Annotated in this window: 21 protein-coding genes; all 21 read left to right on the top strand. The window is 67.3% G+C overall.

Features of this window, described 5'->3' with window-relative positions:
• The first annotated feature begins 171 nt into the window (after window positions 1-171).
• The 21 genes from ACZK5G_RS07230 (at window position 172) to ACZK5G_RS07130 (ending at window position 22,614) form a co-directional block, all read left to right on the top strand.
• Window positions 172-702 carry a Csu type fimbrial protein gene (locus tag ACZK5G_RS07230; RefSeq protein WP_032127934.1) on the top strand — a complete coding sequence of 177 codons (531 nt, stop codon included), beginning with the start codon at window positions 172-174 and terminating at the stop codon, window positions 700-702.
• Window positions 702-1,451, top strand: a complete 750-nt coding sequence (locus ACZK5G_RS07225; RefSeq protein WP_049399527.1) for a fimbrial biogenesis chaperone — start codon at window positions 702-704, stop codon at window positions 1,449-1,451. The genes ACZK5G_RS07230 and ACZK5G_RS07225 overlap by 1 nt, the downstream gene beginning before the upstream one ends.
• A gap of 7 nt (window positions 1,452-1,458) precedes the next feature.
• A complete protein-coding gene (locus ACZK5G_RS07220; protein WP_478465851.1) occupies window positions 1,459-3,837 on the top strand; it encodes a fimbria/pilus outer membrane usher protein in 2,379 nt (792 codons plus the stop codon).
• Window positions 3,834-4,871: a Csu type fimbrial protein gene (locus ACZK5G_RS07215; RefSeq protein WP_121503843.1), complete on the top strand. Its 1,038-nt coding sequence runs from the start codon at window positions 3,834-3,836 to the stop codon at window positions 4,869-4,871. The genes ACZK5G_RS07220 and ACZK5G_RS07215 overlap by 4 nt, the downstream gene beginning before the upstream one ends.
• 260 nt (window positions 4,872-5,131) lie before the next feature.
• Window positions 5,132-5,350, top strand: a complete 219-nt coding sequence (locus tag ACZK5G_RS07210; RefSeq protein WP_049399532.1) for a hypothetical protein — start codon at window positions 5,132-5,134, stop codon at window positions 5,348-5,350.
• Window positions 5,350-6,048, top strand: coding sequence for a fimbrial biogenesis chaperone (locus ACZK5G_RS07205; protein ID WP_478465849.1), 699 nt, complete (start codon window positions 5,350-5,352; stop codon window positions 6,046-6,048). The genes ACZK5G_RS07210 and ACZK5G_RS07205 overlap by 1 nt, the downstream gene beginning before the upstream one ends.
• Before the next feature lie 219 nt (window positions 6,049-6,267).
• Window positions 6,268-7,074 (top strand): 30S ribosomal protein S2, encoded by an 807-nt coding sequence (gene rpsB / locus ACZK5G_RS07200; RefSeq protein WP_005408748.1) that lies wholly within the window; start codon window positions 6,268-6,270, stop codon window positions 7,072-7,074.
• A gap of 126 nt (window positions 7,075-7,200) precedes the next feature.
• Complete coding sequence (gene tsf / locus ACZK5G_RS07195; RefSeq protein ID WP_032127939.1) at window positions 7,201-8,076, top strand: translation elongation factor Ts; 876 nt, start codon at window positions 7,201-7,203, stop codon at window positions 8,074-8,076.
• Window positions 8,077-8,334: 258 nt separating this feature from the next.
• Window positions 8,335-9,873 carry a GGDEF domain-containing protein gene (locus tag ACZK5G_RS07190; RefSeq protein ID WP_049399536.1) on the top strand — a complete coding sequence of 513 codons (1,539 nt, stop codon included), beginning with the start codon at window positions 8,335-8,337 and terminating at the stop codon, window positions 9,871-9,873.
• A gap of 121 nt (window positions 9,874-9,994) precedes the next feature.
• Window positions 9,995-10,723 carry a UMP kinase gene (gene pyrH / locus ACZK5G_RS07185; protein ID WP_010486325.1) on the top strand — a complete coding sequence of 243 codons (729 nt, stop codon included), beginning with the start codon at window positions 9,995-9,997 and terminating at the stop codon, window positions 10,721-10,723.
• Between the two features lie 96 nt (window positions 10,724-10,819).
• A complete protein-coding gene (frr, locus tag ACZK5G_RS07180) occupies window positions 10,820-11,374 on the top strand; it encodes a ribosome recycling factor (protein WP_032127942.1) in 555 nt (184 codons plus the stop codon).
• Window positions 11,375-11,379: 5 nt separating this feature from the next.
• Window positions 11,380-12,147, top strand: coding sequence for a polyprenyl diphosphate synthase (gene uppS / locus ACZK5G_RS07175; RefSeq protein WP_032127943.1), 768 nt, complete (start codon window positions 11,380-11,382; stop codon window positions 12,145-12,147).
• Window positions 12,144-12,980 carry a phosphatidate cytidylyltransferase gene (locus ACZK5G_RS07170; RefSeq protein ID WP_010486331.1) on the top strand — a complete coding sequence of 279 codons (837 nt, stop codon included), beginning with the start codon at window positions 12,144-12,146 and terminating at the stop codon, window positions 12,978-12,980. Before uppS ends, ACZK5G_RS07170 begins: the two co-directional genes overlap by 4 nt.
• Before the next feature lie 2 nt (window positions 12,981-12,982).
• Window positions 12,983-14,173, top strand: a complete 1,191-nt coding sequence (locus tag ACZK5G_RS07165; protein ID WP_478465847.1) for a 1-deoxy-D-xylulose-5-phosphate reductoisomerase — start codon at window positions 12,983-12,985, stop codon at window positions 14,171-14,173.
• A gap of 55 nt (window positions 14,174-14,228) precedes the next feature.
• Window positions 14,229-15,587: an RIP metalloprotease RseP gene (rseP, locus tag ACZK5G_RS07160; protein WP_032127946.1), complete on the top strand. Its 1,359-nt coding sequence runs from the start codon at window positions 14,229-14,231 to the stop codon at window positions 15,585-15,587.
• 74 nt (window positions 15,588-15,661) lie between these two features.
• Window positions 15,662-18,025: an outer membrane protein assembly factor BamA gene (gene bamA, locus ACZK5G_RS07155; protein ID WP_049436473.1), complete on the top strand. Its 2,364-nt coding sequence runs from the start codon at window positions 15,662-15,664 to the stop codon at window positions 18,023-18,025.
• A 382-nt stretch (window positions 18,026-18,407) separates the two neighbouring features.
• On the top strand, window positions 18,408-19,430 hold the full coding sequence (gene lpxD / locus ACZK5G_RS07150; RefSeq protein WP_010486339.1) for a UDP-3-O-(3-hydroxymyristoyl)glucosamine N-acyltransferase: 1,023 nt from the start codon (window positions 18,408-18,410) through the stop codon (window positions 19,428-19,430).
• Window positions 19,427-19,885 (top strand): 3-hydroxyacyl-ACP dehydratase FabZ, encoded by a 459-nt coding sequence (gene fabZ, locus ACZK5G_RS07145; protein ID WP_032128326.1) that lies wholly within the window; start codon window positions 19,427-19,429, stop codon window positions 19,883-19,885. The genes lpxD and fabZ overlap by 4 nt, the downstream gene beginning before the upstream one ends.
• 16 nt (window positions 19,886-19,901) lie before the next feature.
• A complete protein-coding gene (gene lpxA / locus ACZK5G_RS07140; protein ID WP_032128327.1) occupies window positions 19,902-20,693 on the top strand; it encodes an acyl-ACP--UDP-N-acetylglucosamine O-acyltransferase in 792 nt (263 codons plus the stop codon).
• A gap of 53 nt (window positions 20,694-20,746) precedes the next feature.
• Window positions 20,747-21,949 (top strand): lipid-A-disaccharide synthase, encoded by a 1,203-nt coding sequence (gene lpxB / locus ACZK5G_RS07135; protein ID WP_100437555.1) that lies wholly within the window; start codon window positions 20,747-20,749, stop codon window positions 21,947-21,949.
• Window positions 21,946-22,614 (top strand): ribonuclease HII, encoded by a 669-nt coding sequence (locus ACZK5G_RS07130; protein ID WP_049461544.1) that lies wholly within the window; start codon window positions 21,946-21,948, stop codon window positions 22,612-22,614. Before lpxB ends, ACZK5G_RS07130 begins: the two co-directional genes overlap by 4 nt.
• Window positions 22,615-22,652: the final 38 nt, after the last annotated feature.

The following is a 22,652-nucleotide window of genomic DNA, read 5'->3' as shown; positions in this document are numbered from 1 at the left end:
ACGGTTCCGGCAAGGAAAGTGAAAGCGTGATCGTCGCCACCCTTTCGCCTCACTGTTTATCACGGAATACAGACACTTACGCCACCTAAGCTGGGGTCACCGTCGCCGAAGCGGTGCCGAACGTGCCGCCTTCGCCTTGTTCAACGGACCTTCGGGTCAGGGAGGTTGTCCATGCGATCCGCGCTTCGTTCCCCGCTTGCCTGGGCCCTGGCCGGGGTCCTGCTGTCCGGCCCGGCCCTGGCCGCAGACACCACCACCTTCAATGTCACCCTGGTGGTGACCAAGGCCTGCACGATCACGGCTGCTGCCGCCACCAACGTTGACTTCGGCACGGCGGCCTCGACCACCGCGACCCCCACCCTGGGTCAGGGCACGGTGACCGCCCAGTGCTCGGCACTGACCCCGTACACGATTTCACTGAATGCGGGTGCCAATGCCAGCACCGCCAATGACGTCACCACTCGCCGGATGAAGAACACCAACGCCGCGGTGACCGCCAACAACTACGTCGGCTACCAGCTCTACCAGGACGCCGCGCACACCCTGGTCTGGGGTGCCACCTCCGGCACCAACACCCAGGCTGGCATCGGCACCGGCCTGGCCGTGCCCTACATCGTCTACGGCCAGATCCTGAACCTGAGCACCAACAACCCGGCGACCGGCAACTACCTGGATACGGTTACCGCCACGATCACCTATTGATGGAGCACGCCCGCATGGCCGGACCCCGCCCGTGGCGCGCCACCGGCGTGGCGCTGCTCGTCCTGAGCCTGGTATTCGCCGCCCCGGTCGAAGCCACCAGCCTGCAGGTCGCCCCGACCAGCCTGCAGCTGGAAGCGCGCCAGCGTGCCGGCGAGCTTTGGCTGACCAACAGTGGCACCTCGCCGGTGAAGCTGCAGGTTCGGGTGTTCCGCTGGGTGCAGCAGGACGGCCAGGAGCAACTGTTGCCCACCGATGAACTGGTGGTCACCCCGCCGATGCAGGAACTGGCTGCCGGGCAGCAGCAACTGGTCCGGGTGATGCGTCCGGACAGGACGCCACCGCCGGCACAGCAGTACTACAGGCTGATTGTCGACGAGGTGCCCGACCTGGCCACCCGCGCCGACGGCATGCAGTTCGTGCTGCGCTATTCGATACCGGTGTTCGTGCAGCCCGCCGCCGGCAAGCTTGCGCCGCAGCTGCAGGCCCGCCTGGTGCAGTTGCCCGATGGCCGCAACGGCGTCGAGGTGGCCAACGCAGGCAACAGCTATGCGCAGATCGCCGATCTTGCGCTGGGCAGCCCCACGCGCCCACGCATCGTGCATCCCGGACTGCTGGGTTACGTGCTGCCCGGGCAGGTGATGCGCTGGCCGATCGAGCGCACGGCGATCGACCGCGACAACGACCAGATCACGGCCAAGCTCAATGGCGAGTCGGAACAGACGCCGCTGTCGCCCCCATCGGCTCGCTGAGGCGTTGATGGGCGCGCTGCTTGCTGCCCTGGCTCCTGCGGCGACCCAAGCCGCCGATGTGTCCGGTGCAGCGGCTACCGCCACCGCCGATGTATCAGGCATCTCCGTCGATGCGATGCTGCCACCGCCCACACCGTTGACCGCCAACCAGACGCTGTACCTGGACGTTTCGCTCAACAGCACCCCACGCGGACTGCTGCCTTTCATCGAGAACCGTGGCCGCCTGCAGGCCAGCCCCGACGTACTGCGCCAGCTCGGCTTCAACGCCCACGGCGATGCACCGGTGTACCTGGACCAGATCAGCGGCGCGGTGGTGCGCTATGACGCACGCCTGCAGACCCTGGCGCTGGACGTGCCACTGGACCAGCTGACCCTGCCAACCACCGTGCTCAGCCGCCCGCAGACACGCGCGCCCGCAGGCAGTGCCTCACCCGGACTGCTGCTCAACTACGACGTGTATGGCAGCCGGGTGGATACGCTGGGCAACCTCAGCCTGAGCTCCGAACTGCGCCTGTTCGGCGTCGGCAACGGCACCTTCGAAAACACCGCGGTCAGCAGGCGCTACCAGCAGCCTGGCGACCGTCGCTGGCGTGGTGAGAGCGTGCGCCTGGATACGCGCTGGAGCCTGGATTTCCCCGACCAGGCGATGACGCTGGAGGTCGGCGATTTCTACAGCGGCTTCGTCGACTGGACCCGTCCGGTGCGCCTGGGTGGCCTGCAGATCGGTCGCAACTACGGCCTGCAGCCCTATCGCGTGCTGACCCCCACGCCCAGTTTCCTCGGCCAGGCGGTGGTGCCGTCCACGGTCGAGCTGTACGTCGATGGCCTGCGCCAGTACAGCGGCCAGGTCCCGGTCGGCCCGTTCCAGCTGGCCGCACAGCCGGGGATCAGCGGCACCGGCAGCGCACAGGTGGTGGTGACCGATGCGTTCGGCCGCATGCAGACCCTGGATTTCAGCTTCTATGGCACCCAGCAGCTGCTGGCCAAGGGCCTGTCGGACTGGTCCGCCGGCATCGGCCACCTGCGTGAGGACTTCGGCCAACGCTCCTTCGCCTACGACGACCGCACCGTGGCCAGTGCCAGCTGGCGCGGTGGCATCAGTGACACGTTCACCGGCGAGGCTCATGCCGAAGGCGGTGGTGGCCTGGCCCAGGCCGGCATCGGCGGCTGGTGGCTGCTGGGTGGCGCGGGCGTGTTCAACGCCGCCTATGCGCACAGTGACTATCACGGCCTGCAGGGCGGGCAATGGGCACTGGGCTACAGCTGGAACAACCGCCGACTCAACGTCAATCTGCGCACCGTGCGCAGCCATGGTGATTACCGCGACCTGGGCGCACTGCAGGGCAACCTGCCGCCGAGCATCAGCGAACAGGCCACGGTCGGCGCCGACCTGCTGCGGCTGGGCACGCTCAGCGCCAGCTACCTGCGCCTGCGCTACCCCGATGGCGAAGACAACCGCTACGCCAGCCTGTTCTGGTCGCGGACCTGGAGCCAGCGCTGGTCAGCCTACCTCTCGGTGAACCAGAACCTGGACCAGAGTGATGACCGCAGCATCTATCTGTCGGTAACCGCCAGCCTGGGCAACAACCGCCAGGCCAGCCTGTCCAGCCAGCGCAATGGCGACAGCCAGACCTGGGTGGCCGACGTCACCCAGCCGGTGCCCGGCGATGGCAGTGCAGGCGGCATCGGTTGGCGCGCGCAGGTGCGCCACGGCGAGGACGGCAGTGGCGGCCTGGCCGAAGTCGGCATCCTCAATGACGTCGGCCGCTACTCCTTCGGGGCCTCGCGCCAGGGCGGGCTCAACTATGCCTACGGCAGCGCCAGTGGCAGCCTGGTCTGGATGGGCGGGCACGCGTTCGCCACCCGCGAGGTCTCCGATGCATTCGCGGTGATCAGCACCAATGGTGTCGGTGGCGTGCCGGTACGGCTGGAGAACCGCCTGATCGGCGTCACCGATGATCGTGGCCTGTTGCTGGTCAGCCCGCTGCTGTCCTGGCAGCGCAACCGGGTCTCGATCGACACCCTGGACCTGCCCGAGGACATGCGTGCCGACCGCATCGAGGACTGGGTGACGCCGCGCCAGCGCGCTGGGACCCACGTGACATTCCAGTTGCGCTCGCGGCCCTCTCTGAGCCTGACGCTGCAGAGCATGGACGGGCAGCCGCTGGAAGTGGGCAGCGAAGTGCAGTTGCCCGGCGGACGCCAGGCCACGGTGGGCTATGACGGCCTGCTGTATCTGGAAGACGTCGCTGCCGGCAGCGTGCTGTACATCACCACCAGCCGCGGCCAGTGCCGGGTGAAGGTACCCGAGCCGCCCAAGGTAGTGGCGTCCGGCGCCCGGCCGAAGCCGGCACCGCTGCCGTGCATCCCGGAGGTGGCGCCATGAGAGTGCTGCTGCTCGGCATGCTGCTGTTCGCCGGCCTGCTCGCGGCACTACCGGCCCAGGCGACAGCGGTCTGCACGGCAACCGCGAACCCGACCCTGCCGTTCGGCAACATCAACAGCAACGCTCCCGGCCCTACGGCGGCGACGCTGAACATCACGGTGACCTGCACCACCGCCGCACTGAGCCTGCTGGCCACCACCGGCGTCCGCGTCTGCGTGGGTGTCGGCGCAGGCAGTGGCGGCGGCAGCAGCTCCACCTTCCGCACGATGTCCACCTCCACCAGCGACACCATGAATTTCCAGCTCTACAACAACGCCAGCTACGGCCAGGTCACCGGCCTGGTGCCACGCGGCACGCCGCCGGCGCAGGAACTGACCATGAGCTACAACGTGCCGCTGCTGACCGGCGGCAGCGGTGCGCAGTCCGTGCAGCTGTTCGCGCAGATCCCCGCCAACCAGATCCTCGCTTCGGGTGCTTACAGCAGCACCTTCAGTGGCGCCAACGTGGTGCTCACCTGGGCCTGGAACGAAGTCCTGCTCGGCAACGCCACCGTGCCGGCCGCCTGCAACGGCGGCGCAACCGGCACCAACAGCGCCAGTGCGGCCTTCAGCTTCACTGCCACTGCCAACGTGCTGCCGCAATGCGGCAGCTACGTCACCACCAACATGGACTTCGGCAACGTCACCGGCAGCATTCCCGCCAACATCGACCGGACCGCCACGCTCACGCTGACCTGCCTGAAGAACACCGCCTACCAGATCAGCCTCAACAACGGCCAGAACAACCCCGCCGCCTCCACCACCCGGCGCATGGCCACCACCATTGGCAGCGGCACCTACTACCTCCCCTATGAGCTGTACCGCGACGCCGCGCGCAGCCTGCGCTGGGGCAATACCCTCAACGTCGATACCGTTGGCGGCACCGGAAGTGGCAGCGCGCAGCAGCTGACCATCCATGGCCGGGTGCCGCCGGTCACCGGCCAGCCCCCGGCCGGTACCTACAACGATCTGGTGCAGGTGACGATCACTTACTGACCTGTGTGCCGACCAACGGTCGGCATCCACCGGGATGGATTGGAATGGCCGGCACCCACCGGCGTGGGTTTGGAATCGTCGGCATCCACCGGGATGGGTTCCGGTAGATCCACGCCGTGCGTGGATGCGCGCATCCCTCCTGCGCCAGGACCAGTCGACTGGCAGTCGAGCCTACAGATTCGGCCGATCCGGCCGATACCGCGCAACGGGTCCTACAGTACGGTGGATGGCAGGTGGTTCGCGCACTTCTGATCGGGGCGATGCTGGTCGCCAGTACGCCCGCGTGGGCCGATCCCGGCAGCACCTCCCTGCAGATCCGGCTGACTGTGGTCGAGGGCTGCAGCAGTGATGCCGGCAACACCCGATGCACGGCACCGCACCGGCGCAGCGACGCGCCCGAGCTTCCGCAACAGATCCGCGACCTCGCGCCGCCGGCCGACAGCGACGACGCGGCGCCTGCCGTGACCCTCATCTACTGATGCGCATCCTGCTGAGCCTGCTGGCACTGCTGCTGGCACTGCCCGCTGCGGCGCTGGACCTGGTGCCCACCACCCTGCAGCTGCCCGCCGAAGGGGGGCACGGCGAGCTGTGGCTGTACAACCCCGGGCCCGGCCGCTGGCAGGGCGAGGTCCGGATCCTGGCTTGGGAACAGCAGGTCGATGCGGAAAAGCTGCGGCCCAGCGACCAGATCCTGGCCAGCCCCTCCCGGCTCGACCTCCCGCCCGGCACCCGTCAACGCATCTGGCTGCTGCCTCGGGAGACGTCGCCCGTTGCCGTCGAGCAGGCCTACCGGGTGATCCTGAGCCCCAGCGGACCGGGCCTGCCACGCTACTCGCTGCCCTTGTTCCGGGGGCATGCGACGCCCCTGGCGCGGCCGGACCTGCATGCCGGGATCGAGCCCGGCACGTCGCAGCCTCTTCTGCGACTGCGCAACGCAGGTTCCGTTCACGCCCGCCTGCACGATCTTGCGTTCGTCGCCGGCGATGGACGCCGCACCCTGCTGCTGCCGGGACTGGCCGGCTACCTGCTGGCGGGCCGGGAACGCCGCTGGGCCCTCCCCGTCCATGCCGACGGCTATGCCGGTGGCCATTTCCAGGCCCGGCTGCAGGACGGCCGCGTGGTCGATCTGACCGCGCCGGCCCCGGCAATTGCAGCGAGCGCCCCCAGCGGGCTATAATCGACCGGATTCCTGCCGCCTGCGTGCGCGGGAGACCGTCCACACCGGACGTCACCGGTGAATCCACACCTGCTGCCCCCATCCGTGCCGGGGTGCTCCGCAAGGAGTTCGGCCACGGAGGCAACAGGGAAGCCCAACCCCGGAACCATCCGCGCTTCCACGCGTCCCGCATACCTATCCCGCGGGCGGAATCGCCGGTTCCATATCAGGAGTATTGCAATGCCCCAGGTCACCATGCGTCAGATGCTGGAAGCCGGCGTCCACTTCGGCCACCAGACCCGCTACTGGAACCCGAAGATGGCTCCGTACATCTTCGGCGCCCGCGGCAAGATCCACATCATCAACCTGGAAAAGACCGTCCCGCTGTTCAACGATGCGATGAACTTCATCTCGTCGGTTGCCCAGAAGCGCGGCACCGTCCTGTTCCTGGGCACCAAGCGCAGCGCCCGCGAAACCATCAAGGAAGAAGCCGAGCGTTGTGGCATGCCGTTCATGAACCAGCGTTGGCTGGGCGGCACCCTGACCAACTTCCGTACCGTCAAGCAGTCGGTTGCCCGCCTGAAGGAACTGGAAGCAGGTGAAACCGACGGCACCTTCGAGAAGCTGGTCAAGCACGAAGTGCTGGGCCTGCGTCGCGAGCGCGACAAGCTGGAAGCCTCGCTGGGCGGCATCAAGGACATGAACCGTCTGCCGGACGCCATCTTCGTGATCGACATCGGCCACGAAGACATCGCGATCAAGGAAGCCAAGAAGCTGGGCATCCCGGTCATCGCCGTGGTCGACACCAACTACAACCCGGAACTGGTGGACTACGCCATCCCGGGCAACGACGACGCCATCCGCGCTGTGCAGCTGTACGCCCGCGCCGCTGCCGACGCCGTGCTGGAAGGCAAGGCTGCTGCGCCGCACGCTGCTTCGGTGCGTGAGGAAGAGTTCGCCGAAGCTGCTGCTGAAGGCGAAGAGAAGCCGGCCCGCCGCGCTCCGGCCAAGAAGGCTGCCAAGAAGGGCGACGACGCCCAGGCCTGATCCAGGCCCCGGGGTGGACGCCCGGCGTCCACCCTCCCTGCGCGCAGCCTTTGGCGCGTGACAGGACCGTGTCACACGGGCCGGCCACCATGCCGGCCCAACCCCTTTCTTTCGTGAGGTAATCCCGTGGAAATCACTGCTTCCCTGGTCAAGGAACTGCGCGAGCGCACCGGCGCCGGCATGATGGAATGCAAGAAGGCTCTCACCGAAGCCAACGGCGACATCAACGCTGCTGCTGAAGCCATGCGCAAGTCCGGCGCTGCCAAGGCCGACAAGAAGGCTGACCGCGTGGCCGCCGAAGGCCGTCTGGGCCTGGCCCAGGATGGCGGCAAGGCCGTGCTGGTCGAAGTCAACTCGGAAACCGACTTCGTCGCCAACGATGACAACTTCAAGTCCTTCGTCAATGCCGTCGCCGCTGCCGCCCTGGCATCGGGCGCCAACGACGTCGAAGCCGTGAAGGCTGCCAAGCTGGCCGATGGCCGCACCGTTGAAGAAGCCCGCGCCACCGCCGTGCAGACCCTGGGTGAAAACATCCAGATCCGTCGCATGGTGAAGGTTGATGGCAACAACACCATCGGCGCCTACGTCCACACCAACGGCAAGGTTGGCGTGCTGGTCGACCTGGTCGGCGGCGACGTCGAGCTGGCCCGTGGCCTGGCCATGCACGTGGCAGCCCTGAAGCCGCCGCACAACAAGGCTGCGGACGTCCCGGCCGAGTTCGTCGAGAAGGAAAAGGAAATCGAGCTGGCCAAGATGTCCGAAAAGGACAAGGCCAAGCCGGCCGAGATCCTGGAAAAGATCATCAGCGGCAAGATCAACAAGATCGTCAGCGACGTGACCCTGTACGGCCAGACCTACGTGCTGGGCGACACCACCGTCGAGCAGGTGGTCAAGGCCGCTGGCGCCGACGTGGCTGGCTTCAAGCTGCTGATCGTCGGCGAAGGCATCGAGAAGGTGGTGGAAGACTACGCCGCTGAAGTTGCCAAGGCGATGCAGGTCTGATTCCAGCCTTCCGGCTGTGAAGCGACCAGAAGGAGCCGCGGGAAACCGCGGCTCTTTTTTTATGTATGGGCCAAGGGATGAACCCATGCCCCATCGGCCGGTGCGCACCGTTGGTGCGCACAACCGGCACCTTTGCGTTGCGCGCGAATCAAGCCGATACTCGGCGCAGGGAATCCACAGTCACATAGCAGGAACGAAAATCGCGGACTGTGATGCATTCCTAGGTATTCTTGTCCCAATGGAATTGAACGACCCGACATGCCTCCCGAGCTGACAGCTGCCCTGGCGCTCTGCCGCAACCTGCCCTCGCCACCCGGTATTGCCCTGCGCATCATCGAGCTGGCCCAGGACCCGGAAGCGGATATCGCCACCGCCGCCGACATCATCGCCATCGACATGGCGCTGAGCGCTCGCATGCTGCGCATCGCCAATTCGCCGCTGTACGCCAGCCGCCGCCGCATCGAGAACCTCGGCCAGGCGCTGACCATGCTCGGCCTGAATGCCACGATCAGCCTCGCCCTCGGCTTCACCGTCACCCAGGGCCTGACCGGTGGCGGCGGTGCCGACCACGACCTGCGCCAGCGCGCGTGGAAGCGCAGCATTCTCAGCGCCCTGGCCGCCAGCCAGCTGGGCCAGGCGCGCGGCCTGCGCCGGCTGGAGGAACTGATGCTGGCCGGGCTGCTGCAGGACCTGGGCGTGCTGTGCTTGGCCCAGGCCGAATCGGAGCGCTACCTGCCACTGCTGCGCGAAGCCCGTGACAATACCGATCTGGTCGCACGCGAGCGCGAGGAACTGGGCTGCAGCCACGCCGATGTCGGCGCCTGGGTGGCCGAACAGTGGGGCCTGCCGCGCTACCTGGTGGAGAGCATCAGCCACAGCGAGGACGACGACGCTGCCGATTCGCCGTTCCAGGCCTGCGTGCAGCTGTCCGGCGCTGTCGCCGACATCTGGCTGGACGAAGACGCCGATGCCGCCCGCGAACGCGCCCTGCACCAGGTGCATGACCGGCTGGAACTCGACAGCGCCCGTTTCGACCAGGTGCTGACCCGCATCAGCGATGCCCTGCCGGATATCGCCAGCCTGTTCGAGGCCGGCCTGAACTCGCCCTCGCGGGTCCGGGAGCTGATCGACCACGCGCAGGAACTGGCCACCCTGCGCAACCTGCGCGAGCTGCAGGATGCCGATCAGGCACGCCGCCGCGCCGACGAATTCGAGGCGCGGGCCAAGCGCTTGGCCGACCAGGCCCACCGCGACGCCCTGACCGGCGTGCTCAACCGCCGCCAGCTGGAGGCGGTGCTGGAACAGGAGTTCCTGCGCGCCGGGCGCCAGGGCTGGCCGCTGTCGGTGGCCTTCATCGACCTGGACGACTTCAAGAAGATCAATGATGCCCACGGCCACCTGACCGGCGACGAGGTGCTGCGCGCCTTTGCCGGCAAGCTGCAGGGCCAGCTGCGCAACAGCGACACCGTGGCCCGCTTCGGTGGCGAGGAATTCGTCGCGCTGCTGCCCAACACCAGTGAATCGGTGGCGCTGGACGTGATCCGGCGTGTGCTGGCCAACATCGTCGCCACGCCGATGGCCGAGCTGGAGGGAGGCCCGCTGTTCGTCACCTTCTCCGCCGGCGTGGCCACCCAGGGCGGCTACGAACGCTTTGCCGACGTGCAGGACCTGCTGCGCGCAGCCGACGATGTGCTGTACCGCTCGAAGAACCTGGGCCGCAACCGGGTGATCGCCCGCTCCCCCGGCGCCCTCGGCCACGACGAGCTTTCAGCCACCGCCGGCGCCGAGCTGGGCTGAACGGGACGCCCCGCGTGAGCGGGGCGGACGGCAGGATTTCGCGCCGCAGTGCACAAAACACTTTGGCCCAACGCCGCATGCGCGTAGAATCGCCCGCGATTTCCACGCACCCGAGGTCCCCATGTCCAAGCTCGCCTATCGTCGCATCCTTCTGAAACTGTCCGGGGAGGCGCTGATGGGAGATGAGGACTACGGCATCGACCCGAAGATCATCAATCGCCTGGCCCGTGAGGTCATCGAAGCCCAGCAGGCCGGTGCCGAAGTGGCGCTGGTGATCGGCGGCGGCAACATCTTCCGCGGCGCCGGCCTGGCCGCTGGCGGCATGGACCGGGTCACCGGCGACCAGATGGGCATGCTGGCCACGGTCATCAACGCCCTGGCCATGCAGGACGCCCTGGAAAAGCTGGGCGCCAAGGCCCGCGTGATGAGCGCGATCAAGATCAACGACGTGTGCGAGGACTACATCCGCCGCCGCGCCATCCGCCACCTGGAAAAGGGCCGCCTGGTGATTTTCGCCGCCGGCGTCGGCAGCCCGTTCTTCACCACCGACTCCGGCGCCGCGCTGCGTGCGATCGAGATCGGTGCCGACCTGCTGCTGAAGGCCACCAAGGTCGATGGCGTGTACGACAAGGACCCGAACAAGCACAGCGACGCGGTCCGTTTCGACAGCCTGAGCTACGACGAAGTGATCCGCCGCGGCCTGGAAGTGATGGATACCGCGGCCTTCGCACTGGCCCGCGACAGCGACCTGCCGATGCGCGTGTTCGACATGGGCCAGCCGGGCGAGCTGCTGAAGATCCTCAGCGGCGAGAACATCGGCACCCTGGTCCAGGGCCGCGACCCGGCCTGAGCCTGAGCGCCAGGCGAGCTCCGGGCCGATTCTGGCCCGGCAGCGTCCCGTATTCGCCTATAATCGCCCGATTCCAGTTACACCCAGGACCGGGCGATGCTCAACGACATCAAGAACAACGCGCAGACGCGCATGGCCAAGAGCATCGACGCTCTGAAGCACACCCTCACCTCGATCCGCACCGGCCGCGCCACCCCGGCCCTGCTGGACCGCGTCACGGTCAGCGCCTATGGCAACGCCAGCACCCCGCTGAACCAGGTCGCATCGATCTCCAACGCCGACGCCCACTCGCTGCTGGTCACGCCGTTCGACAAGAGCATGATCAAGGAGATCGAAAAGGGTCTCTACAACGCCGAGTTCACCCCGAACACCCTGGGCACCGCGATCCGCATCAACATGCCGCCGCCGACCGAAGAGCGCCGCAAGGAGCTGGCCAAGCAGGTGCAGAAGGAAGGCGAAGGCGCCAAGATCGCGATCCGCAACATCCGTCAGGACGCGAACAAGGAAATCGCCAAGCTGGTCAAGGACAAGGCGATCAGCGAAGACGAGAAGAAGCGCGGTGAGGACGACATCCAGAAGTTGACCGACACCAACATCAAGGACGTCGACAAGGTCGTTGCCGACAAGGAAAAAGAACTGCTGTCGGTCTGAAGTCGATGCCTTCAGTCCCGCCTCCGTTGCCGGCCGCCCTGCCCCGCCACATTGCCATCATCATGGATGGCAATGGACGCTGGGCACAGCAGCGCCGTCGTCCGCGCGTGATCGGCCACCGGGCCGGCGCGCGTGCGGTCAACCGCACCATCGAGCGCTGCCTTGAGCTGGGCATTCCGGCGCTGACCCTGTTCGCGTTTTCCAGCGAGAACTGGGGCCGGCCGCAGGAAGAAGTCGATGCGTTGATGAAGCTGTTCCTCGGCGCGCTCGACCGCGAAGTGGACGAGCTGCATCGGCGTGGCGTGCGCGTGCGCTTCATCGGCGAGCGCGAACGCTTCGGTGCCGGGCTGGTCAGCCGCATGCAGCTGGCCGAGCAGCGCACCGCAGACAACACCACCCTGACCCTGTCGATCGCCGCCAGCTACGGTGGCCGCCAGGACATCGCCCGTGCCGCGCGCGCGCTGGCCGCTGAAGTCGCCGCCGGCCGCCTGCTGCCCGAACAGATCGACGAATCGCTGCTGGGCAGCCAGGTCGCCCTGGCCGACCTGCCGCCACCGGACCTGTTCATCCGCACCGGTGGCGACACCCGCATCAGCAACTTCCTGCTGTGGCAGCTGGCGTACACCGAGCTGTGGTTCACCGAGGCGCTGTGGCCAGACTTCGATCCCGCCCTGCTGCAGCAGGCGCTGGACGCCTACGGCAGCCGTGAGCGTCGTTTCGGCCTGACCAGCGCCCAGATCGCCGCACTGGCCACCGAGACTTCCAGCCCATGACCAAGACCCGAGTCCTTGCCGCGCTGATCATGGCGCCGGTCGCCATTGCCGCGATCCTGCTGCTGCCGACCCAATGGCTGGCAGCGGCGGCCGCTGCGGTGCTGCTGATCGGCCTGTGGGAGTGGCTGAAGCTGGCCGGCATCGAAGACACCCTGGCGCGCACCGTGCTGCTGGTACTGAACCTGCTGCTGATGGTGCTGCTGGTGTGGGCCGATGGCAGCACGCTGGTGCTGTTCCAGATCACCACATTGGCCGGTGTTGCCTGGTGGCTGGCGGCGCTGGTCTGGCTGCGCTTCTTCAATTTCGGCGCGCAGCCGTCGGCACCCTCGCGCATCGTGAAGATGCTGGCCGGTACGCTGGCCATCGTTCCGGCCTGGGCCGCGCTGGTGCTGATCCACGCCGGCGGAGATCCGCCGGGCAAGCAGGGCCACCTGTGGCTGCTGGCTGCGCTGGCACTGGTCTGGGCGGCCGATTCGGGCGCCTATTTCGCCGGCCGTCACTTCGGCAAGCACAAGCTGGCCCCGCGCATCAGCCCCAACAAGACCTGGGAAGGCCTGTTCGGCGGCCTGCTGGCCGGTGTCGCCGTGGCCGTCGGCCTGGGCTGGCTGGCCGGCATCGATACCGCACACCTGCCGGGCCTGCTGATCACTTCGGTGGTGGCGGTGTTCGCCTCGGTGCTGGGTGATCTGTTCGAAAGCCTGATCAAGCGCCACGCGGGCGCCAAGGACTCGGGCCACCTGATTCCGGGCCATGGTGGCGTACTCGACCGTGTCGACGGCGTCCTGGCTGCAGTGCCGGTGTTCGCACTCGGCAAGGAAATCTTCGGGTTCTGACCATGAATGCTGTCGCAGACCTGCGCCGGGTCGCCGTATTCGGCGCCACCGGCTCGATCGGTGCCTCCACGCTGGACGTGATCGCCCGCCACCCGCAGCGCTACCAGGCCACCGTGCTGGCCGCCGGTCGTCAGGTGCAGGCGTTGCTGGCACTGTGCCGCCAGCACCGGCCCGCGCACGCGGTGATCGCCGACGAATCGCTGTTCGCTGAGCTGCGCGATGGCCTGCGCGATGCCGGACTGGCCACCGAGGCGCATGCCGGCCATGCCGCGCTGGACCAACTGGCCGCCAGCGATGCCTGCGACACCGTGGTCGCCGCCATCGTCGGTGCGGCCGGGCTGTCTTCCACCCTGGCCGCCGCCGCCGCGGGCAAGCGCATCCTGCTGGCCAACAAGGAATCGCTGGTGCTGGCCGGTGAGCTGCTGACCCGCACCGCTGAACGCGCCGGCGCCGAGATCATCCCGATCGACAGCGAACACAGCGCGATCTTCCAGTGCCTGCGCTCGCGCGATGCCAGCGTCGATGGCGCCGGCGTGCGCCGCATCCTGCTGACCGCCTCCGGCGGCCCGTTCCGTGGCCGCAGCCGCGCCGAACTGGCCCAGGTCACCCCGGCCCAGGCCGTTGCCCACCCGAAGTGGTCGATGGGGCCGAAGATCTCGGTCGATTCGGCGACGTTGATGAACAAGGGCCTGGAAGTGATCGAGGCCCACCACCTGTTCGGCATCCCCGGTGAGCGCATCGAAGTGCTGGTGCACCCGCAGAGCCTGGTCCACTCGCTGGTCGAGTTCGTGGACGGCTCGACTCTGGCGCAGATGGGCCTGCCGGACATGCGCACCACACTGGCCGTTGGCCTGGGCTGGCCACAACGCATTGAATCGGGCGTATCCGGGCTGGATCTGCTGGCCCAGGGCCGGCTCGATTTCGAGGCCCCGGACACCGACGCCTTCCCCTGCCTGGCCCTGGCCTGGCAGGCGATGCAGGCCGGCGGCACCGCCCCGGCGGTGCTGAACGCTGCCAATGAAGAGGCGGTTTCAGCGTTTCTTCAGGGCCGGATCGGTTTCCTGACCATCCCGGGGCTGGTTGCTAACGCTCTTTCAACACTGCCGACCCAGCCAGCCGATACACTGGAGGTCCTGTTGTCCGCCGACCAGCGGGCACGCCAGCTGACCCTGAACGCCATCGACGCCGCCTGAACGACCGCCTCGCCCAGCATGACGACGCCGCCCCTGCCCGCCACTGTGAGCCTGCATGACTGACTTCATCGGATCGGTCTGGTGGATGATTGTCAGCCTCGGGCTGCTGGTCACGTTCCACGAGTTCGGGCATTACTGGGTCGGGCGCCTGTGCGGGGTCAAGATCCTGCGCTTCTCGGTCGGCTTCGGCCGGCCGCTGTGGTCGCGCCGGGACAGGCACGGCACCGAGTTCGCCATCGCCGCCATCCCGCTGGGCGGTTATGTGAAGTTCCTGGACGAGCGCGAGGTCGAAGTGCACCCGCACGAGCGCGGCCAGGCCTTCAACCACAAGACCGTCTGGCAGCGCATCGCCATCGTCGCCGCCGGACCGATCGCCAACCTGCTGCTGTGCATCCTGCTGCTGTGGGCGATGTTCGTGATCGGCAAGCAGGATTATTCGCCGACCATCGGCCGTGTCAGCGGCATCGCCGCCAGCGCCGGCCTGACCAGCGGCGACCGCGTGCTGCGCGTGGACGAGCGCCCGGTGGTCACCCTCGGCGAGGCCAGCATGGCGCTGACCGCCGCCGCGATGGACCGCCGCGACGTGAAGCTGGAAGTGCTGGACCCGGCCGACCAGGTGCGCGTGCGCAGCCTGCCGCTGTCGCAGCTGCCCCCCGGCTTCGATGAACGGCGCGTGCCGATCCTGGCTGGCCTGTACTGGCAGTCGTGGCTGCAACCGGCGCTGGTCGAGTCGCTCACCGCGGACTCCGTGGTGGCCGGGCAGCTGCAGCCGGGCGATCTGATCGTAGCGATCGACGGCCAGCGCATCGACGGCGCCGACCAGGTCATCGGCGAGATCCAGACGCTGGGCCGCGCCGGCGGCCCGGGCATGATCGAGGTCCTGCGGGGCGGCGAGCGCCTGGCGCTGGAAGTCACCCCGCGCCAGGGCAAGGATTCAAAGGGCGAGCCGATCTGGCAGATCGGCGTGCAGTTCCCGACCTCGTTCAGCCCTCCCTACGACACCCTGCTGCGCTATGGTCCGCTCGACGCGGTCACCGTCGCCGTGCGCGAAACCGGCCGCCTGGCGGCCGATTCGCTGGGCATGATGGGCCGCATCGTCACCGGCAAAGCCTCGCTGCAGAACGTTTCCGGGCCCGTCACCATCGCCCGGGTAGCCAACATCTCGGCCAAACGCGGCCTGGACTGGTTCCTGCAGTTCCTTGCCCTGCTGTCACTCAGCCTGTGCATCATCAACCTGTTGCCGATCCCGATCTTGGACGGCGGCCACCTGCTGTATTACCTTATCGAGTTGGTCAAGGGCAGCCCGCTGAGCGAGCGTGCCATCGCCGCCGGCCAGTACATCGGCCTGGCGTTGCTGGCCGGGCTGATGGGGTTGGCGTTCTACAACGACATCCTCGGCCTGGTCCCGCGATGAACTTTTCCACGTTGTTGCCGTCTACAGCGTCGGCATCCCGCACCAATGAAATCGACCTTCCTACCGGACGTGACATGACGCGACTCCCCAATCGCCGCCTGCTGGCCCTCGCCCTCGCCGCCGTCACCGGCGCTCCCGCCCTGGCCCAGGCAGCCGAGCCCTTCACTGTCAGCGACATCCGCGTGGATGGCCTGCAGCGCATCAGCTCGGGCACGGTATTCACCTACCTGCCGGTGGAGCGTGGCGAGACGGTCACCGACAACAAGGTCGGCGAGACCATCCGCGCCCTGTACAAGACCGGCTTCTTCGAAGACGTGCAGCTGGACCGCCAGGGCAGCATCCTGGTGGTGACCGTCAAGGAACGCCCGGCGATCAACAAGCTGACCGTGACCGGCAACAAGGACATCAAGTCCGAGCAGCTGCTCAAGGGCCTGTCCGACATCGGCCTGACCGAGGGCGGCACCTTCGATCGCCTGAGCCTGGACCGCGTGACCCAGGAACTGCGCCGCCAGTACAACGACCGCGGCAAGTACAACGTCGAGATCACCCCGACGGTGAGCCCGCTGGACCGCAACCGCGTGGACATCGCGATCGCCATCAAGGAAGGCAAGGCGGCCAAGATCCGTCACGTCAACCTGGTCGGCACCGAGAAGTTCGAGAGCAAGGACATCCTGGAGACCTGGGAGTCCAAGGAGCACAACTGGGCATCGTGGTACCGCCGTGACGACCAGTACTCCAAGGAAAAGCTGTCCGGCGACCTGGAAAAGCTCAATTCCTGGTACCTCGACCGCGGCTATGTCGACTTCAGCATTGATTCGACCCAGGTGTCGATCAGCCCCGACAAGCGCGACATGTTCCTCACCGCCGGCGTGACCGAAGGTGCGCAGTACAAGATCTCCGAGATCAAGGTCAGCGGCGACACGATCCTTCCGCAGGAGGACGTCGAGCGCATGGTGATCCAGAAGTCCGGCGACACGTTCTCGCGTGCGCTGCTGGAATTCAGCTCGGACACCATCACCAACTCGCTGTCCAACATCGGCTATGCGTTCGCCAAGGTGAACCCGATCCCGACCACCAACCGCCCCGAGCAGACCGTGGCGATCAACATGCAGGTCGTGCCCGGCCCGCGCGTGTCGGTGCGTCGCATCCTGTTCCGTGGCAACACGCGTACGTCCGACGAAGTGATGCGTCGCGAAATGCGCCAGTTCGAGAACAGCTGGTACTCGCAGGCCGCGATCGACCGCTCCAAGATCCGCCTGCAGCGCCTGGGCTACTTCGAGTCGGTGGACGTTGAAACCCCGGCCGTGAGCGGCAGCAACGACCAGGTCGACGTCGTCTACAACGTCAAGGAAACCACGTCCGGCAGCTTCGTGTTCGGCCTGGGCTACTCGCAGTCCTACGGCATGACCACCTCGGTGCAGCTGTCGCAGAACAACTTCCTCGGCGGCGGCAACCGCGTGTCGGTCGAAGCCTCGCGCAGCAGCTACCTGCAGCGCTACGGCTTCAGCTACACCAACCCGTACTTCACCGATGACGGCGTGTCGCTGGGCTACAACCTGTCCTGGCGCGAACTGGACTACTCCGACTTCAACACCGCGCAGTACAACAGCACCAATGGTTCGGCGCAGGTGGTGTTCGGCGTGCCGATCACCGAGACCGATACCGTCTCGCTGATGTTCGGCATCGACAGCAACCAGATCACCACCTACCAGGGCTCGACCCCGCAGTCGATCATCGACTACATCAACGCCGTCGGTAAGCGCACGTTCCATGCATGGCGCACCGAGCTGGGCTGGGCGCGCGACTCGCGCAACGACTACTTCATGCCGACCCGCGGTACCTACCAGCGCATCGGCCTGGAAACCACGCTGCCGGGTTCGACCATCGAGTACTACAAGCTGAACTACCAGATCAGCAAGTACTGGCCGATCATGCCGTCGCTGGTGATCAACACCCGTGCCGAAGTGGGCTACGGCGATGCCTATGGCAACGACTACACCCGCACGCTGACCAACCCGGACGGCACCACCCGTACGGTGACCGCCAGCGGCCTGCCGTTCTTCGAGAACTTCTACGCCGGCGGTACCAACTCGGTGCGCGGCTTCGAAGACAACACCCTCGGCCCGCGCGAAGTCACCAACGGCTACCCGGAAGGCCAGCCGCTGGGTGGTTCGCTGAAGACCGTCGGTTCGGTCGAAGCCTACTTCCCGCGCCTGTTCGACAGCCCGTCGGCACGCGTGTCCGCCTTCGTCGACTTCGGTAACGTCTACAACGGCACCAAGAACTTCAAGGCCAACGAACTGCGCGTGTCCACCGGTGTGGCCCTGCTGTGGCGCGCCCCGGTCGGCCCGATCTCGATCAGCTACGCCTTCCCGCTGAAGAAGGAAGACGATGACAAGATCGAACGTCTGCAATTCACGTTCGGTGGCCAGTTCTGAGGAACGTCGTTCCTCAGAACTGATCCACCTCCGGTGAATTGCCCGCGCATTTCACCTATCCCCCGCGCCGTTGGCGCGCCCCCCTTAACAGAAGGGGGGCTCTCCACCAGACGGGATGCGAAGCGCCGGGCATTGCCCGGCGTTTTCGTTTTTCAGATGACACTCCACGGCACGGGCTTTTGGCCGCGCTCGCGGGAAATTGTCCAGAGGCGGCGGGTGGCCCTGGACAGGACCGTTGGCGCCATGGATGGCGCCATCGAGCACCATGGAGGGGCTTTTGCGTGTCCTGGCCAGGGCCACCCGCCGCCTCCCGCCCGTACCAGGCAGGCGCCAAGCCCTGCCCCCGCATGACCGCAATGCCGTCACACGTTAAACTCCCGCCGTGAATACTCCCACCTACACCGCCCAGCAACTCGCCGAGCAGTTCGGCCTGCAGGTCCATGGCGACCCCGCCACCGCCATCCATGGCGTGGCCACCCTCGCCCATGCCGGTCCTGGCCAGCTGACCTTCCTCGCCAACCCGCGCTACCGCGCCCAGCTGGCCGACAGCCAGGCCTCGCTGGTGGTCCTGCGTGCCGACGACGCCGAGGCCGCCCCCGGCGCCGCGCTCGTGGCCAAGGACCCGTACACCACCTTCGCCAAGATCGCCGCGCTGTTCGACATCGCGCCGACGCGGCCGCCGGGCATCCACCCCAGCGCCGTCATCGATCCCAGCGCGCAGGTCGCCGCCAGCGCGCATATCGGCCCGTTCGTCTCCGTCGGCGCACGCAGCGTGGTCGGCGAAAACTGCATCATCGGCACCGGCAGCGTGATCGGCGAAGACTGCAGCCTGGACAACGGCTGCGAACTGATCGCGCGGGTCACCCTGGTCACCCGGGTCAAGCTCGGCAAGCGGGTTCGTGTGCATCCCGGTGCCGTGCTCGGCGCCGATGGCTTCGGCCTGGCCATGGACGCCGGCAAGTGGATCAAGGTGCCGCAGCTCGGCGGCGTGCGCATCGGCGATGACTGCGAGATCGGCGCCAATACCTGCGTCGACCGTGGTGCGCTGGAAGACACCGTGCTGGACGAAGACGTGCGCCTGGACAACCTGGTGCAGATCGCGCACAACGTGCAGATCGGCGCGCACTCGGCCATCGCCGGCTGCACCGGCATCGCCGGCAGCGCCAAGATCGGCCGCTACTGCCTGCTCGGCGGCCACGTCGGCGTGGTCGGCCACCTCGAGATCTGCGACAAGGTCGTGATCACCGGCAAGTCCGTGGTCCGCAATTCCATCCATGAGCCGGGCGAGTACTCGTCCGGCACCCCGTTGACCGACAACCGCACGTGGCGCAAGAACGCCGCGCGCTTCAAGCAGCTGGACGCATTGGCTCGCCGCGTCCTGGCTGCTGGCAAGGAGAAAGAATGAACGACACGCTGCAGCTTCCGATCGACGTCTGCCAGATCCAGGAACTGCTCCCGCACCGCTACCCGTTCCTGCTGGTGGACCGGGTGCTTGAGCTCGACATCGACGCCAAGCGCATCCTTGCGCAGAAGAACGTCAGCATCAACGAGCCGTTCTTCCAGGGCCACTTCCCGGGGCGCCCGATCATGCCCGGCGTGCTGATCATCGAAGCGCTGGCGCAGGCCGGTGGCGTGATGACCCAGCTCACGCTCGGCCGTGACTCGCAGTCCAAGCTGTTCTACATGGTCAAGGTGGAAAACGCCCGCTTCAACAAGCAGGTCGTTCCCGGCGACGTGCTGATGCTGGATGTGCAGATGAAGCGCCTGATCCGCAACATGGGCTGGTACTACGGCGAAGCCAAGGTCAACGGTGAAGTCGTTGCCTCGGCCGAAGTCATGTGCGCCGGCGCCAAGGGCTGATCCACTGGAGGCAGGAATGACTGACAACGCACCGCGGATCCACCCGACCGCCGTCATCGACCCGGCCGCGCGCCTGGCCGATGACGTCCAGGTGGGCGCGTTCACCCTGATCGGTGCCGATGTGGAAATCGGTGCCGGCACGGTGATCGGCCCCCACTGCAGCATCCACGGCCCGACGAAGATCGGCCGCGACAACCGCTTCATCGGCCACGCAGCCGTCGGTGGCGAACCGCAGGACAAGAAGTATGCAGGGGAGCGCACCGAGCTGGTGATCGGCGACCGCAATGTGTTCCGCGAGTTCGTCACGCTGAACCGCGGCACCGGCGGCGGCGGCGGCATCACCACCATCGGCGACGACAACTGGATGCTGGCCTACACGCACGTGGCGCATGACTGCCATGTCGGCAACTTCTGCGTGTTCTCCAACAACACCACCCTGGCCGGCCACGTGACCGTGGGTGACTACGTGATCATCAGCGGCTTCGCCGGGGCCCACCAGTTCTGCCGGATCGGCGCGCATGCCTTCCTCGGCATGGGCGCGCTGACCAATGGCGATGTTCCGCCGTTCACCATGGTCGGCACCGATTCGTTGGGCCGCCCGCGCGGCATCAACAGCGAAGGCCTGAAACGCCGCGGCTTCGACGCCGAGCGCATTTCCGCCATCAAGCGTGCCTACCGCACGCTGTACGTGGCGGGCCTGCCACTGGCCGAAGCCAAGGTGCAGCTGACCGAACAGGCGCGCGACAGCGATGACGTGAAGGCCATGCTGGACTTCATCGAGCACGCCGAGAGGCCCTTGCTGCGATGAGCAGCACGACCGGCCAGGCGCCGGCCGGCGCCGCCGTGATTCCGCTGGCCTCGATGGCCGGCAGCGTCCCCGCGCAGCGGGTGCTCAGCGAGCGCCCGTTGCGGATCGCGCTGGTGGCCGGTGAGGCCTCCGGTGATCTGCTGGGTGCGGGCCTGGTGCGCGAACTGAAGGCACGCTTTCCAAATGCCGAATTCGCCGGCATCGGTGGCGATGCCATGCGCAGCGCCGGCTGCCTGACCTGGCACGATGCCAGCGAGCTGGCGGTGATGGGCCTGACCGAAGTACTGCGCCACCTGCCACGCCTGCTCAAACTGCGTTCCGCGTTCCGCCAGCGTGCACTGGAATGGCAGCCGGACGTGTTCATCGGCATCGACGCGCCCGACTTCAACCTGGGCATCGAACGCTGGCTGAAGCAGCGCGGCGTGCGCACCGTGCATTACGTGAGCCCCTCGGTCTGGGCCTGGCGCGAGAAGCGCGCCGAGAAGATCGGCAGCAGCGCCGACCTGGTGCTGTGCCTGTTCCCGATGGAACCGCCCATCTATGCCAAGCACGGCATCGACGCGCGTTTCGTTGGCCATCCGATGGCCGATGACATCCCCCTGCAGGGCAACCGCGAGGAAGCGCGCGCCGCGCTTGGCCTGCCGACGTCGGCCAAGGTGCTGGCGGTGTTGCCAGGCAGCCGCCTGGGCGAAATCTCGCGCCTCGGTGAACCCTTCTTCGAAGCCGCCTGGCAGGTCTCCGAGCGCATCCCCGGCCTGCACGTGGTGGTGCCTGCCGCCAACCCCGCCTGCAAGCGGCTGATCGAAGAGCAGCTGTCGCGCTCGGCGCTGCCGGTCGCGTACTCGCATGTGCTCGACGGCCAGGCGCGCAACGCCATGATCGCGGCCGACGTGGTGGTGCTGGCGTCCGGTACCGCGACCCTGGAGGCCATGCTGGTGAAGCGGCCGATGGTGGTCGGCTACCGTGTCAACGAGCTGACCTACCGTCTGGTCAAGGCATTCGGCCTGATCAAGGTCGACCGCTTCGCCCTGCCCAACATCCTGGCCGGCCAGGACCTGGCACCGGAGCTGATGCAGCATGACTGCACGCCGGACAAGCTGGCTGCGGCCATCCAGCAATGGTTCGACCACCCGCAGCGGGTGACCGACCTGCAGGACACCTATGCCCGCCTGCATGAGCGCCTGCGCCGCAATGCGTCGGCACGTGCCGCCGACGCCGTCGGCGAGCTGCTGATGCGCGACCAGGCACAGGCATGAGCCGCCGCCATGCCGCAGCGGCCAGCCTGACCCTGTTCGATGGCGCGGCGGTGGTCGAGCCGGAGCGCCTGGTCGCCGGCGTCGACGAAGCCGGTCGTGGCCCGCTGGCCGGGCCGGTCGCGGTGGCGGCCGTGGTGTTCGACCCGGCACGGCCGCGCATCAACGGCCTGGACGATTCCAAGCAGCTGACCGCGGCGCGCCGCGAGCAGCTGCATGACCGCATCATCGAGCGCGCCCTGGCCTGGCATGTGGTGCTGGTGGACGTGGACACCATCGACCGTCTGAACATCTACCAGGCCACCCTGCAGGGCATGCGCGACGTGGTCGCAGCGGTCGCCCACGTGGCCGGCTTCGCGCGCATCGATGGCAACGTGGTGCCCAAGGGGCTGGTACTGCCGGCGCAGGCGCTGGTCGGCGGCGATGGCATCGACCGCGCGATCATGGCCGCCTCGATCCTGGCCAAGGTCTCGCGGGACCGTTACATGCAGGAGGTGCATGCCCGCCATCCGCAGTACGGCTTCGAGCAGCACAAGGGCTACGGCACCCCGGCCCACCTGGCCGCCCTGCGCGAGCACGGCCCCTGCGTGGAGCACCGGCGCAGCTTCGCCCCGGTGCGCGAGTGCCTGGAAACAGCGCCAGCCCCCGCGATCACAGCCATCGCTTGAACAACGGCTGCCGGGTATCGTCCGGCGCTTTCACGGCA

It is taken from the genome of Stenotrophomonas sp. 62841_Sma, from assembly GCF_056482945.1.
This window is presented reverse-complemented; position numbering and strand designations above follow the sequence as displayed.